The sequence below is a fragment of the Hymenobacter tenuis genome, assembly GCF_054780495.1.
This window is the reverse complement of the sequence record NZ_BAAGWF010000001.1, coordinates 568102-580372: the sequence shown is the minus strand read 5'-3', so window position 1 is coordinate 580372 and position 12271 is coordinate 568102. Positions and strand designations below refer to the sequence as shown.

The 12271-nt window shown below is 58.2% G+C and carries 14 protein-coding genes; 9 read left to right on the top strand and 5 right to left on the bottom strand.

What is annotated here, in order from left to right:
- Positions 1–11 precede the first annotated feature (11 nt).
- The 3 genes from ACYVGU_RS02585 to ACYVGU_RS02575 form a co-directional block, all read right to left on the bottom strand.
- Positions 12–572 (bottom strand): YceI family protein, encoded by a 561-nt coding sequence (locus ACYVGU_RS02585; RefSeq protein ID WP_460620785.1) that lies wholly within the window; start codon positions 570–572, stop codon positions 12–14.
- Positions 573–588: 16 nt separating this feature from the next.
- A complete protein-coding gene (locus tag ACYVGU_RS02580; protein WP_460620784.1) occupies positions 589–1104 on the bottom strand; it encodes a hypothetical protein in 516 nt (171 codons plus the stop codon).
- A 126-nt stretch (positions 1105–1230) separates the two neighbouring features.
- Positions 1231–2421, bottom strand: coding sequence for a helix-turn-helix domain-containing protein (locus ACYVGU_RS02575; RefSeq protein WP_460620783.1), 1191 nt, complete (start codon positions 2419–2421; stop codon positions 1231–1233).
- Between the two features lie 86 nt (positions 2422–2507).
- On the opposite strand from ACYVGU_RS02575, the gene ACYVGU_RS02570 reads away from it, so the two are divergent.
- The 5 genes from ACYVGU_RS02570 to ACYVGU_RS02550 all read left to right on the top strand — a co-directional run bounded on the left by ACYVGU_RS02570 (position 2508) and on the right by ACYVGU_RS02550 (position 7524).
- The gene (locus ACYVGU_RS02570) at positions 2508–2972 is read left to right on the top strand and encodes a hypothetical protein (RefSeq protein WP_460620782.1); all 465 of its coding nucleotides are present in this window, start codon (positions 2508–2510) and stop codon (positions 2970–2972) included.
- 54 nt (positions 2973–3026) lie between these two features.
- Complete coding sequence (locus ACYVGU_RS02565; protein WP_460620781.1) at positions 3027–3896, top strand: helix-turn-helix transcriptional regulator; 870 nt, start codon at positions 3027–3029, stop codon at positions 3894–3896.
- A 134-nt stretch (positions 3897–4030) separates the two neighbouring features.
- Positions 4031–4423, top strand: a complete 393-nt coding sequence (locus ACYVGU_RS02560) for a DUF983 domain-containing protein (RefSeq protein ID WP_460620780.1) — start codon at positions 4031–4033, stop codon at positions 4421–4423.
- Between the two features lie 116 nt (positions 4424–4539).
- A complete protein-coding gene (locus ACYVGU_RS02555; RefSeq protein WP_460620779.1) occupies positions 4540–5976 on the top strand; it encodes an alpha-amylase family glycosyl hydrolase in 1437 nt (478 codons plus the stop codon).
- 192 nt (positions 5977–6168) lie between these two features.
- The gene (locus tag ACYVGU_RS02550; protein ID WP_460620778.1) at positions 6169–7524 is read left to right on the top strand and encodes an alpha-amylase family glycosyl hydrolase; all 1356 of its coding nucleotides are present in this window, start codon (positions 6169–6171) and stop codon (positions 7522–7524) included.
- A gap of 29 nt (positions 7525–7553) precedes the next feature.
- Here ACYVGU_RS02550 and ACYVGU_RS02545 read toward each other — a convergent pair whose 3' ends face one another.
- Positions 7554–8372, bottom strand: coding sequence for a penicillin-binding transpeptidase domain-containing protein (locus ACYVGU_RS02545; RefSeq protein WP_460620777.1), 819 nt, complete (start codon positions 8370–8372; stop codon positions 7554–7556).
- 126 nt (positions 8373–8498) lie between these two features.
- Between ACYVGU_RS02545 and ACYVGU_RS02540 the strand changes: the two genes are divergently transcribed.
- From ACYVGU_RS02540 to gloA2, 4 genes are all read left to right on the top strand, one after another.
- Positions 8499–9449, top strand: coding sequence for an aldo/keto reductase (locus tag ACYVGU_RS02540; protein WP_460620776.1), 951 nt, complete (start codon positions 8499–8501; stop codon positions 9447–9449).
- A 211-nt stretch (positions 9450–9660) separates the two neighbouring features.
- Positions 9661–10152 carry a GNAT family N-acetyltransferase gene (locus tag ACYVGU_RS02535; protein ID WP_460620775.1) on the top strand — a complete coding sequence of 164 codons (492 nt, stop codon included), beginning with the start codon at positions 9661–9663 and terminating at the stop codon, positions 10150–10152.
- Between the two features lie 108 nt (positions 10153–10260).
- Positions 10261–10974 (top strand): DUF421 domain-containing protein, encoded by a 714-nt coding sequence (locus ACYVGU_RS02530; RefSeq protein ID WP_460620774.1) that lies wholly within the window; start codon positions 10261–10263, stop codon positions 10972–10974.
- 179 nt (positions 10975–11153) lie between these two features.
- Positions 11154–11543, top strand: coding sequence for a VOC family protein (gene gloA2, locus ACYVGU_RS02525; RefSeq protein WP_460620773.1), 390 nt, complete (start codon positions 11154–11156; stop codon positions 11541–11543).
- A gap of 12 nt (positions 11544–11555) precedes the next feature.
- On the opposite strand, the gene ACYVGU_RS02520 is transcribed toward gloA2, so the two are convergent.
- Positions 11556–12206 carry a hypothetical protein gene (locus tag ACYVGU_RS02520; protein ID WP_460620772.1) on the bottom strand — a complete coding sequence of 217 codons (651 nt, stop codon included), beginning with the start codon at positions 12204–12206 and terminating at the stop codon, positions 11556–11558.
- Between the last annotated feature and the right edge of the window lie 65 nt (positions 12207–12271).

Genomic DNA, 12271 nt, shown 5'->3' with positions numbered 1-12271 from the left:
TGTACTCCCACTTATTTTTTCACTTGAGCTACTACCTCAAAAGCCAGCTTAAACTCATTTCGAATAGCGTACGAGCCCAAATTCTGGAAGAAACTGCTGGAGTTGTAGTTTACACCATACTGCGTGCGGTCGAGGGTGGCAGTGCCTGTTATGCGCAAGCGGCCATCGGGTAGGCGCGTTATGGTGAGTGGAAACTGAACCGGCTTGGTGATGCCATGCAAGGTAAGCCGACCGGCAGCAACGCCATTCTGGACTTGATTCAGCACAAATACGGCACTAGGATACTGCTCCACATCAAAGAAGTCAGCGGCGCGCAGATGCTCCGTGAGCTTGGCATCTTGGTGCTGAATGGTGCGCATATCAAACTCAAACCGGCCCTGACGCAACGAGCGGCCATCGTACTCAAAGGTGCCGCTTCGCAGCTGCACGGTACCGGTTTGGCTATAGCTACCAACTTCCGCATAACCCGTCCAGGCTAAGCGGCTGGCAGCAGGCAGCACGTAGTAAGGGGTGGCAGCAGGCCGGAAAGCAAGCAACGAGGCTAGTAGCAGCAGAACGCAAATCTGTTTCATAGTATTGATAGGTAGCTTACTGACCCGCTTCTGTCTCGATGAGCCCGGTGCCTTTATAGAGCTTTCCGGTTTTGTCTTTCGCCAGAATATACCACAGGGCATCGCCGCCATATAGGCGCTGTGCGTTATCGGCAAAGCGGTAGTTGCGGGCAAAGGTGTAGGTTTGCCCTGCTCGCAACTTCCCGCCGGGGCAATGGAATAGCTCAGCAAACTCGGCGGGCGTTTCGTGCATATTGGCTTGCCAGCCGGCCGCGCTGTACCAGATGAAGCTGCCGCACTCTACTACTTGCAACTCCCCTACCTCGGAGCGAACCATGGTGCTGTGCTTCCAGACGTAGCCCCCGGGTTGGGCTGGGTTGGGCTCAGGGTAGTTGGGGTTGGGGGTGTGCCAAAGAGTGAGGCCCACGGGCACCTGCCGCAGTTTATCAGGGAGCAGCCGGGCGTGGTCGGACCAGGCAGTGGCGCCGGGTTTGGTTTGGGCTAGCGCTAGGGAAGCAGGCGTTAAGGCCGCTAGGAGCAGAAGAGGTTTCATGCGTGGTTCGGAGGGTTAGTGAATGGCTCAAAGGTGGCCGCTTCAGGTACCCCAAACGCCCCATATCAACCGCTGGCACGCCCCATTTCATGATGTGGGCGGTATCCTACCCGCTCTTTTACCGGCTTACGTAGCACTTGCCGCAGCCTGCCCATGGCTGTTCCAGTCTCGCGGCGCTACCCCCGTAAACTGCTTAAAGATGCGGTTAAAGGTGGTTTTAGAGTTGAAGCCACTCTCGAAGGCAATGCCCAGCAACGTCAGGCGCTGCACATCGGGCGTGGCTAACCGGCGCTTCACTTCCTCCACGCGGTACCTGTTCACCACCTCATTGAACGACTGTCCAAATCCGGCATTAACGGTAAAGGAAATTAGGCGCGGCGCCAGCCCCGTGTGCGCCGAAAGCTCAGCCAATGTTAGGGTAGGATTCAAGTAAAGCCGCTCTTGCTCCAATGCATACCGGATACGCGCCAGCACGTCTGCATCGGCCGCGGGTGGTGCGGGTAAGCCTAGGGCACTTCTATCTTCTTCCAGATCTAGGTCAGAAGCAAGTGCAGGAGCCCCGTTGGGAAGAGGCAGCTCGCTAGCATCCGGCACGAAGTTGACGGCTTGCATATCGGCCTGGCGCAGCCCTACTACTCCAATCAGGAACAGCATACCGCCCAGCATCTCCGTGGAGTAGTCATATTGGTAATACAGCCCGAAGAATTCGCGCAGCACTACTTCTGCTAGCCATTGCACACTTACTACCCCCACCGCTACCAACAACACACGTAACCACCGGAGGCGCAGCACCGATACCTCTGAGAAATTATTGGGTAGCCAGCGCTGGTACTGGCGCAGCAACCGCAGGCTCAGAACCAGATAGACTGCCAGGGACAGCCATGTCCCGACAAACTCTACCCGGTACGTGTAGGGTTGGTGCACGTGCTGCCAGAACCAGAGCCGCGTGCTATAAGGCTGCATCCAGAGCCACCCGTACAGGGCCGCCTGCACCAATACCGGAGCGAAATGCCACCAGTGACGAGGCTGCCATTGAAACGCGTGGTTGGTAAGACTGCGCACATAAAAATACAGCAGCGGGCCAAACGCAAACGAGTAGTAAATGGGCAAAAAATACCATTCTGCATTCTGGCTGTACACGCCTGCCACCCTGAAAAACCCATCGAGCAGCCACAGGGCCAGGCTCAGCATCAGCAACGACAGAAACCGGTTAGGCAGGCGGTTAGCGGGGGCCACCCACAGCAGGCCCGCCGCAAAAATTGCCTGCGCCACCACGGCCAGCAACCCAACGACCAACGGAGTAAACGGGATGTGCATGCAGCGGCAGAATGAAAACCAGGCCGGTATATTTGGCCGGCCTCAGCAAAATAACCGATTCCGCCCAGTTGCTTTTCTTTCTGCCCATGAAACCTAAAATCCGGGAATGGTTGCGCCGCTACCTGCCCGCCGAAGGGCTGTCGGTGGTGGCCACGCTGGCCGGGGCTAGTGTGGCCTGGCACCTAGCCCCGGGGCACGAGCTTAAAGCGGCACTGGCGGGTACGTGGGCCGGCAACGTGGCGTATTTTGGCTGGCTACTAGGGCAAGATCTGGTGCAAGCCCGGCGGGAGCTGCACGCGCTGGGCCGCCCGTACACGCGCCGCACCTTTGCCTTTAATGTGCGGGCGCTGGCCGTGGAGTTTGGTCCGGCCGAGGTGCTGGACAGCCTCCTGATTCGGCCGGCGCTGATGTACTGGTTGCCGCGCCTGATGGGCAGCCGCGCCGGCGGTATTCTCGTGGCAAAGCTGCTGGCCGATGTTACTTTTTACGTACCAGCCATTATCAGCTACGAACTCAGCAAAAAGCGCCTGCGTAATTTCGGGGGCGAGTAGCTTACGACCGTTCCCTAGCCCTTACTCGCCGCTAAACCCTTTTCTGCTCTACGCATGCAGTCTCCTACCCTTCCGGTCCTGACGCTCGACTCGTTTCCGCAAGGGCGGCCCCGGCCATGGTACCTAGAGCGTCTGGCACGCCACGTGGCCAACTTTCCGGGCGTAAGCCAGCCCCATGCCCACGATTTCTACCTGCTGCTCTATGTTACGCACGGCCACGGCACCCACACCATTGACCTAGTCAGTTACCCCTTGCAGCCGGGCACGCTGTTCTTCATGACGCCCGGGCAAGTGCACCACTGGCTCTTGTCCGACGACGCCCAGGGTTATGTAGTGCTGTTCGGGGCTGATTTCTACCTCTCGCGCTACCCCGGCGAGCGGCTGTTTGAGTACCCCTTCTTCAACCACGTGTATCAGCCAGTGCTCTACCTCAGCACGCCCGATGCAGAGCTGCTACCGCTGTTTGAACGCATGTGGCAGGAACAGGCTACCCCGGCGCCGCAGCAGGATGAGGTTTTTCGCTCTTACCTGCATATTTGCCTGGAGCTAGCCGCGCGTCACTACCCTGCCGCGGCGCCCAAACCGGCCAGTGAGGAGCCACGCCACGCCCAACAGCTGCTTCGCGCGTTTGGTACGCTCATCAACCAGTACTTCCGGACCCAGCGCGAGGTGCAGCTCTACGCCGATTTGCTGCATGTGTCGCCGAACCACCTCAATGTCCTGTGCCGCCGCCACTTAGGCAAAACGGCCAGCGCCCTGATTCAGGAGCGCGTTCTAATTGAGGCCCGCCGCCTGCTCCGCCACACGCCCGCCACTATTGCGCAAGTTGCTGACACGCTGGGCTTCGATGATGCCTCTTACTTTAGCCGCTACTTCCGCAAGCACGCCGGCCAAACGCCCGAGGCATTCCGGGAGGCAACATAAGCAACGGTGGGTAGTAAAAGTCGGCTTTTCACCCTTGCGTTGATTTGTACCATACAAACCCGGAAGTGGCCTTCACGCCCGCGTGTGGGGTAGCGTACCTTTGTCATACGATTTCAACCTACCTACTGGAAATCATGACGAAGATAGATTCTACGGCCCTGGCAATGGTGCAGCAGCGGTGCCCGCGCTGCCACGAAGGCGCTTTGTTTACTCACTCGGCCGCGAATCCTGTGCGGTTTGCGGAGATGCCCGAGCACTGCCCGGTATGCGGGCAGGCGTACGAGCCAGAACCCGGCTTTTACTGGGGCGCTATGTTTATCAGCTATGCTTTTTCTACGGCCATTATGCTCGTAACGGGCTTTCTGGTGTACTACCTGCTCCACGACCCGGCGGTGTGGGTGTACGTGACTAGCGTGGCCGTGCTGGCTGTGCTCTTTACTCCCCTGAGCCTGCGCTATTCCCGCACGCTGATGCTGTACTGGTTTGGCGGTATCACGTATCAGGGTTCCGGCGTTAAAACCACCTAGTACATTCTGCCAAAAGCACATTTGATTTGGCTAAGGTCGGGCTGCATGGTATGCGGCCCGACTTTTTTGTAGCCCGATGGTAACGGCTAAGTGCCCGGAAAACGGTAAGTTTCGCCATGTCTCGTGCTTTTCTATTGCTGCTGGTTGGGTTGCTACTTGGCGCCTGTAACCAGCAGCCCACCACCCCTTGCGCCCCCGATGCCCCGGAAGCCTACACTATTCGCCACCCCCAGTGGGCAGATTCGGCGAGTATTTATGAAGTGAATATTCGGCAATACACCCCGGAGGGCACATTTCGGGCCTTTGAAACGCATTTGCCGCGCCTGCAGAAAATGGGGGTGGGCATTCTGTGGCTGATGCCCGTGCAGCCCATTGGCCAGGAAAAGCGCAAAGGCACGCTCGGCAGCCAGTATTCCATTCAGGATTATCGGGCCGTGAACCCGGAGTTTGGCACCTTAGAGGACTTGCAGCACCTCGTAAAAACGGCGCACTCCTTAGGCATGCACGTGATTCTGGACTGGGTTGCCAACCACACCAGCTGGGACAGCAAGCTGCTGCAAGAGCACCCCGAGTGGTTTACGCGCAACGCCAAAGGCCAGCTCATGCCGCCCGTTGCCGATTGGCAGGACGTCATCGACCTGGATTACAGCAAGCCCGATCTGCGCCGCTATATGCAGGAAAGCATGGTGTATTGGCTGCGCGAGGCCGATTTTGATGGGTTCCGCTGCGACGTAGCCGGCCTCGTGCCCATGGAGTTCTGGAACCAGACGCGCCCCCTGCTGGAAAAAGTAAAGCCCGTGTTTATGCTCGCCGAGTGGGACGAGCTGCACAACCCACCCTTCCTGAAAAAAGGTGAGTTCACGCCCAATACCCACATGCTAGAGCAGGCTTTTGATGCCACCTATGCCCTGCGTATGCGCTACCTGCTCGACAGCATTAGCCGCCGCCAGCAGTCCTTCGCCGCCCTCGATGCCTACCGCGAGGTAGAGCGCGCCCGCTATCCGGCCTCGGCCTACCTCATGTACTTTACCACCAGCCACGACATCAACAGCTGGGATGGCACCGAGTACGAGCGCCTGGGCAAAGATGCGCTGCCCCAAGCCGTGCTGACGGCCCTGCTACCGGGCATCCCGATGGTGTACAGCGGCCAGGAAGCAGCCCTGAAAAAACGCCTGCGCTTCTTTGATAAGGACACCATTCCGTGGAACGACTACCCCCTGCAGGAGTTCTACACTACCCTGCTCCAGCTTAAAAAGCGCCACCCCGCCCTCCGCAACGGCGACCCGTGCAGCGAGTTTACGCGCATTGCCCCCACCGCCAGCCCTGAAACCTACGCCTTTGTGCGGCGCAAGAACGCGGCGTCGGTGTTGGTGGCCGTGAATACCGGCGCCCAGCCCCATGAGCTGCCGCTACGTGAGTTGCTGCCAGGCGTGTACCGTGAGGTATTCACCGGGCAAATTATCAAGCTCGGGGCGGGATCCAAACTGCTCCTCACGCCCCACAGCTACGAGGTGTACGAGCAGCTGCCCAACCCCGACACTAGCTGGTTTTAAGCGTCAAACCTACCATTACCCTTCGTCCGGCACTCCGCCCTACTACCCCTGCCCCCAACCACGCTTTTCTGGTTTCTGTGTCTGCTTGCTGATGAGCAAAGAGTTAGCCCAGAATTCTGAAATGGTTCGGCCCCAATGGCAGGTTTCGCGTAGGCAGGAGCCGATTTTCCTCTATCCGTAAGTCCGTTCGCCGTGCCCGATACTCCCCTGCATCCGTATGCCCACTTATTCCAGGTTCGTCACCCGGAGTGGGCCGCCAACGCCACCATCTATGAGGTAAACCTGCGCCAATACACCCCTGAGGGCACATTCAGGGCCTTTGAGACGCACCTGCCGCGCCTAGCCGCCATGGGCGTGAGTATTGTATGGCTGATGCCCGTGCACCCCATTGGGGAGTTGGAGCGCAAAGGCACCCTAGGCAGCCAGTACGCCGTGCGCGACTATTTTGGCGTGAACCCGGAGTTTGGCACCTTAGAAGACCTGCAGCACCTCGTAAAAACGGCGCACAACTTAGGCCTGCGCGTCCTGCTCGACTGGGTGGCCAACCACACCAGCTGGGACAACCCGCTGGTGCACGAACACCCCGAGTGGTACCAGCACGATGCTGAAGGCAACCTAGTTCCGCCCGTGCCCGACTGGACGGATGTCGTCACGTTTGATTACGGGCAGCCGGCCATGCGCCGCTACATGATTGATGCCCTGCTGTATTGGCTGCGCGAAGCCGATATTGATGGGTTTCGTTGCGACGTGGCCGGCCTCGTGCCTACGGATTTCTGGGACGAAGCGCGCCTGGAGCTGGATGAGGTGAAGCCCTTGTTTATGCTGGCCGAGTGGGACGAGCTGTATCCATCTGGGGGCCTAAGCTGGTCGGAGTTCAACTCCGACACCCAACTGATGGAGCGCTCTTTCAACATGTGCTTTGGCTTGCGCCTGCATTATCTGCTCGACCACATTGCCGAAGAAAAGCATCCGCTCCACGACATCGACATCTACCTGGCGGCCGAGCGGGCGAAATATCCCGCCTCGGTGTATCTGATGCACTTTACCAGCAACCACGACGTGAACAGCTGGGACGGCACCGAGTATGAGCGCCTGGGGCCGCTGGCCTTGCCGTTTGCCGTGCTTACGGTGCTGCTGCCGGGCATGCCGCTGGTATATTCAGGTCAGGAAGCGGCCCTAGACCGACGTTTGGCCTTCTTCGACAAAGACCCCATTGACTGGCAAAACTACCCGCTGCAGGATTTTTACACCCGCCTACTGCAACTCAAGCGCCGCCACCCTGCCCTGCGTAACGGCGACCTGAACAGTCGTTTCCGGCGACTAATTAGTGCGCCGGAGCTGTATGGTTTCCTGCGCCAAAAGGACGACGCTGCCGTTCTGACCGTTATCAATAGTGCGGCCGCCCCTCGCACCATTTCGCTACCCTCTGATGCGGCCGGAACCTGGTCCGACATTTTTAGCTGTGAGCAGTTGCAGTTTCAGGCCGGCGAGACCCTAGTAGTGCCGGCCCACGGCTGGCGCGTACTGGAAAAGCTCGTACCGCACTAGGTCATCGTCGGCCGCAAACCCAGGTGGCATTACATCCAGCCTAGCTCTTGCAGTACCGCTTCGGCAATAGCCCGCCGGCTGACCAGAAACTGGTTGTTGGCGGGTTGGCCAGTTGGTGGCTCTTGATTTAGCGCAAAGAAAATGACGCGGCCATCTGCGCGCTGGAGCCACCCCACAAACCAGCCATTATCAGCATTGGAAGCAGAGCGGAAGCGCCACCCGGTTTTGCCGCTTAGCGTGTACGCGGGTGTTTTTTTCAGGACGAGGAGCTGCTTTACAGCGCGCTGATGGCGCACATCCAGCGGCAGCGCTTCGGCGTGCAGGCGGCGCAGGAAAGCAATTTGCTCAAACTGACTAATGCGCGATTCACCATCCAGCCAGAACGTATCCAGTGTGTTGGGTTTGACCACAATACCGGGGTAGCGCAGCTTGCGCAGCCACTCCTGATACGGCTTCACGCCCACTTTGCGGGCCAGCTGCTGGTAGCATGGCACACACGAAACGCGCAGGGCCCAAGCAAATGTCATGTCCTGGTTCCATTGCGGAAAATCGCGCGTCACGCCATCCCAGCGGCAGATATCGGCCGTATCGGGCAGGGCGCCGGTTTGCAGCGCAATCAGGGTGTTCGGAATCTTGAACGTAGAAGCCGGCAAAAAACCCTGGCGGCAGCGCTTAGCATTATAGGCCAGGAATCGGCCCGCCGAGGCATCATATAGCAGCATAGAGCCCTGCACGCCATAGCGCTCAAAATGCGGCCGGAAGTTGCGCTCTGTAACAGGGGTAGCCGGAGCAGCTGCCAACAGCAGCAGGCAACTCAGGCTTAGCAGTAAGAAAAGGGTCCGTAGCATGGCCGTGAAGGTAGCATGGCCAGCTAACACACTCCCGCATTTAGCGGGCCCTGATAACCTAACGCGGCGCTAAGCAGTTTATGCCAATCGGTTTCATTGCATCCTCTTTTCATTAGCTACTACCTTATGCAACATCGTGAACTGGGCCGCTCGGGCCTGCATATTGCCCCGCTGGTGCTGGGCGGCAACGTTTTCGGCTGGACCGCCGACGAGGCTACTTCTTTCCAGATTCTGGATGCGTTTGTGGCCGGCGGTGGCAACACCATTGATACCGCCGATGGCTATTCGGTGTGGGTGCCGGGCCACGTGGGCGGCGAGTCGGAAACCATTATTGGCAAGTGGCTGCAGCAGCGCGGCCGCCGCAACGACGTCATCATCGCCACCAAAGTAGGTTGGGAAGTAAACCCCGAAAATAAAGGCCTCAAAAAAGACTACATCTTGCGCGCCGTGGAAGGCTCGCTGAAGCGCCTGCAAACCGATTATATTGACTTGTACCAGTCGCACAAGGACGACCCCACGACGCCCGTTGAGGAAACCCTGGAGGCGTACGCCCAGCTGGTAAAGGAAGGTAAAGTGCGTGTTATTGGGGCTTCTAACTTCGATGCGGCTCGCCTGCGGGAGTCCATGGAGGCCAGCGCCGCGCACGGTTTCCCACGCTACGAGTCGTTGCAGCCGCTGTACAACCTCTACGATCGGGCCGAGTTTGAGCAGCAACTGCTGCCCCTAGTGCAGGAGCACAACATCGGCGTGATTCCGTACTACGGCCTGGCCGCGGGCTTCCTGACGGGCAAGTACCGCACCGAAGCCGACCTCAAGAAAAGCGCCCGTGGCGGCGGAGTTGGCCAGAAATACCTGAATGAGAAAGGCCTGAAAATACTAGGGGCGCTTGATGCCGTAGCCGCCCGCCAGCAAGCCACGCCGGCGCAGGTTGCGCTAGCCTGGATTATCGCCCAGCCTGGCCTTACGGCCCCTATTGCCAGCGCTACCAGCCCTGAGCAGGTAACGGAACTGCTGCACGCCACGGAACTGCAGCTCAGCCCCGACGACGTGCAGGAGCTGAACCAAGCCAGCGCGTAAAACACTAGGCTTAGGCAAGGCCCCAACCGGCCCCGCTAGCAGCCAGCTGGTGGGGCCGGCTTTTGTTGGGCAATTATTCCCTAGCTCAACGGTAGGCAGCAACCTGTGTAGCGCCCCAACCCAAAAAGTTACTGTTCAGGTAGTAGTGTATGCTGCGCTTTCCGTCTTAACTTCGGCTACTGTCTGTTGTTGCGCTTGCCTTGTTTCGTTGATGATTATTCGTACTGCCACTCGCTCTGATCTTGATAGCCTCTACCTCATCTGGTGTGAGCTGATGGACCTGCACGAAGCCTACCACCCCGTTTTTGGCTACCACCGGCAGGCCGAAACGGAGCTGAAGCGCTCTTTGCTCCAGCGCCTACAAGAGCCCTACACTCGGTTTTTCGTGATTGAGAAAGAAGGCGGCCTTGCGGGCTTGTTGGTGGCCATGTACCAAATCGGCAACAACGGTATGCACTTTAACCGCCGCGGCTACATTGCCGAAACCATTGTGCGCCCTCAGTACAGGCGCACGGGCCTAGGCAGCCTGCTGTTTGAAACCGCCAAAGAATGGCTCACCCGCCACGGCGCCGACCACCTGGAGCTGCAGGTGGCCGTTGCCAACCCTGGTGCCATGCAGTTTTGGGCGGCACTGGGCTTTGCTGCTTCTACGCAGCACCTGGTGCTTCCGCTCAATTCTGCTACCCCCTACCAAGCCCGCTAACCGCCTACTCCGCCACCTGGGCACCGTCCGTTGAGGTTGTAAGAAGCTAACTGTTCAGCTAAAACTTGCGTTAGACACCTTCATCTACCGCTAGTATTCGTCCTGTGTATGCTTCTTGCCGCTTCTATTAAGCCCTTCGACTGGCAGCGTTTCTTTTTATCCGAGGATGCGCCACCGTTATTTCTACTAGAGGTTGCGCTACGGTGCGTGGTCACCTACCTGCTTATTCTGGGGGCTTTGCGGGTAACCGGGCGCCGCGGGGTACGGCAACTGTCTATTTTTGAGCTCAGCATTATTCTGGCGCTGGGCTCCGCCGCCGGCGACGCCATGTTCTACGACGATGTGCCCATGCTGCACGTGACGGTGGTGTTCGTGATGGTATCGGCCCTGTATCTGCTCTTCAACCGCCTCACCGAGCGTTTCCCTCGCTTTTCTGACTGGCTGGAGGGCGCTCCTATCCTCTTGGTTGAGAACGGTGAAATCAAGCATCAAGCCCTGGAAAAGCAGAATCTCACGCAAAAAGAGCTATTTGGCGAGCTGCGCCAGTATCAGATAGAGCACCTAGGGCAAGTCCGGCGCGCCTACATGGAAGCTACCGGCAACGTGAGCATCTATTTCTATGAAGATGAAGAAGTTAAGCCCGGCTTGCCCATCTGGCCCGAGCGCGTACAGCAAACCCAACAACGAGTGGAAGAGGCCGGATTATACGCTTGTGCCTGCTGTGGCCACTTACGGGAAGTAAGCAAAGGCAGTGTTGCCCGCTGTGAGGTGTGCAAGAAAGACAAGTGGGTACCGTCCTGCGAGGCCCTGCGTGTGCAGTAACAGTAAGCTCCATAAGGGTTCGACACCCGCAAGAGCCGATAGTGTCCTCCGTACAGCCCCGGAAATGTGACTACCTTTTGCGCTTACTCTAGGGCCATTTCCTGGCTAGCTCCTGCGGCTTACATCACGGGGCAGCTAGTACTCATCTGTTTGCGCTCAATCGTTCATCTCCTCGCCTCATGCTTTCCATACTCCGGGTCCACCATATTGCCGTTATCTGCTCCGACTATACCACCTCGAAGCGCTTTTACACCGACGTGCTGGGCCTGGAGGTGATGCGCGAAGTGTACCGCGAGGAGCGCCAGTCGTGGAAGCTGGATCTGGCCTTGAACGGGCAGTACCTGCTGGAGCTGTTCTCGTTTCCCGAAACGCCGTCTCGCCTCAGTCGGCCCGAGGCTACAGGCCTGCGCCACTTGGCCTTTGCCGTCGCCGACCTCGATGCGGCCATCCAGCACCTGAACGCGCAGAACGTAGCCTCAGAGCCGGTGCGCGTAGATGAGTTTACCAGCCGCCGCTTTACCTTCATTCAGGACCCCGACGGCCTGCCCATTGAGTTTTATGAAGTGTAGGGTGGCGGGTGTTTAGGTGGTAGGCGCGATGGTGAGCTTCCAGTAGGTAAGTATTCTTTTGTCCGTTCCGGCCGTTTCATCGCGCTTCAGGTAAAGGGTTTGGGGGCTGACCCAGAACAGCTCCTCTGGCTCCCATTTCTCGGGCTGCACCTCCCATACTTTGCGCAACACGCCTTCCTGCAGCTGAAACAACTGAAGTGCATTGGGCTGAGCACCTTCGTACTCAATCCCTGGGCAAACAGTAGCAATGCATTGCTGATCAGGCGAATACTGAGGCGGGCCGTATAAAGTCAGGCGACGGCCTTCCGGCGAAACCAGCCACCACTCACTTGACTCATAGAACCCAACCTCCACCACATGCCGCCGGAAGCCTGTTAAATAGCCGCGGTAGGTATAAATAGTTGATTCGGCCTCGGAAATGCCGCGGGCGAGGCTGGCTTCGTTTATTATAACATCTCGAAAAACCTGGGGCCCGGCCGTGGTAGGAATGATGAGCTGCCCGTTGCGGGATTTCACCGGAAACGTAACTGGTGGTACCACTGGCCGCATTTTCTGGCGCGCACCAGCATATGTAGCTGCCGTAATCCGCGTAAACGTTACGGTAACCGGTTTCAGCGCCGCGGTTAAGGTTAGCAGAGAGGCTAGTATCGCTATCTGGTGCATAGGCTAAAAGTAAGCAACGAGCCCTTTACTACACTGCCAAGCACATCGGTTGTTTTTCGTTTGAA

Excerpts from the sequence above, each read along its gene's own strand:
- ACYVGU_RS02585 (WP_460620785.1), bottom strand. The coding sequence starts at position 572 with ATGAAACAGATTTGCGTTCTGCTGCTACTAGCCTCGTTGCTTGCTTTC.
- ACYVGU_RS02580 (WP_460620784.1), bottom strand. The coding sequence starts at position 1,104 with ATGAAACCTCTTCTGCTCCTAGCGGCCTTAACGCCTGCTTCCCTAGCG.
- ACYVGU_RS02575 (WP_460620783.1), bottom strand. The coding sequence starts at position 2,421 with ATGCACATCCCGTTTACTCCGTTGGTCGTTGGGTTGCTGGCCGTGGTG.
- ACYVGU_RS02570 (WP_460620782.1), top strand. The coding sequence starts at position 2,508 with ATGAAACCTAAAATCCGGGAATGGTTGCGCCGCTACCTGCCCGCCGAA.
- ACYVGU_RS02565 (WP_460620781.1), top strand. The coding sequence starts at position 3,027 with ATGCAGTCTCCTACCCTTCCGGTCCTGACGCTCGACTCGTTTCCGCAA.
- ACYVGU_RS02560 (WP_460620780.1), top strand. The coding sequence starts at position 4,031 with ATGACGAAGATAGATTCTACGGCCCTGGCAATGGTGCAGCAGCGGTGC.
- ACYVGU_RS02555 (WP_460620779.1), top strand. The coding sequence starts at position 4,540 with ATGTCTCGTGCTTTTCTATTGCTGCTGGTTGGGTTGCTACTTGGCGCC.
- ACYVGU_RS02545 (WP_460620777.1), bottom strand. The coding sequence starts at position 8,372 with ATGCTACGGACCCTTTTCTTACTGCTAAGCCTGAGTTGCCTGCTGCTG.
- ACYVGU_RS02540 (WP_460620776.1), top strand. The coding sequence starts at position 8,499 with ATGCAACATCGTGAACTGGGCCGCTCGGGCCTGCATATTGCCCCGCTG.
- ACYVGU_RS02535 (WP_460620775.1), top strand. The coding sequence starts at position 9,661 with ATGATTATTCGTACTGCCACTCGCTCTGATCTTGATAGCCTCTACCTC.
- ACYVGU_RS02530 (WP_460620774.1), top strand. The coding sequence starts at position 10,261 with ATGCTTCTTGCCGCTTCTATTAAGCCCTTCGACTGGCAGCGTTTCTTT.
- gloA2 (WP_460620773.1), top strand. The coding sequence starts at position 11,154 with ATGCTTTCCATACTCCGGGTCCACCATATTGCCGTTATCTGCTCCGAC.
- ACYVGU_RS02520 (WP_460620772.1), bottom strand. The coding sequence starts at position 12,206 with ATGCACCAGATAGCGATACTAGCCTCTCTGCTAACCTTAACCGCGGCG.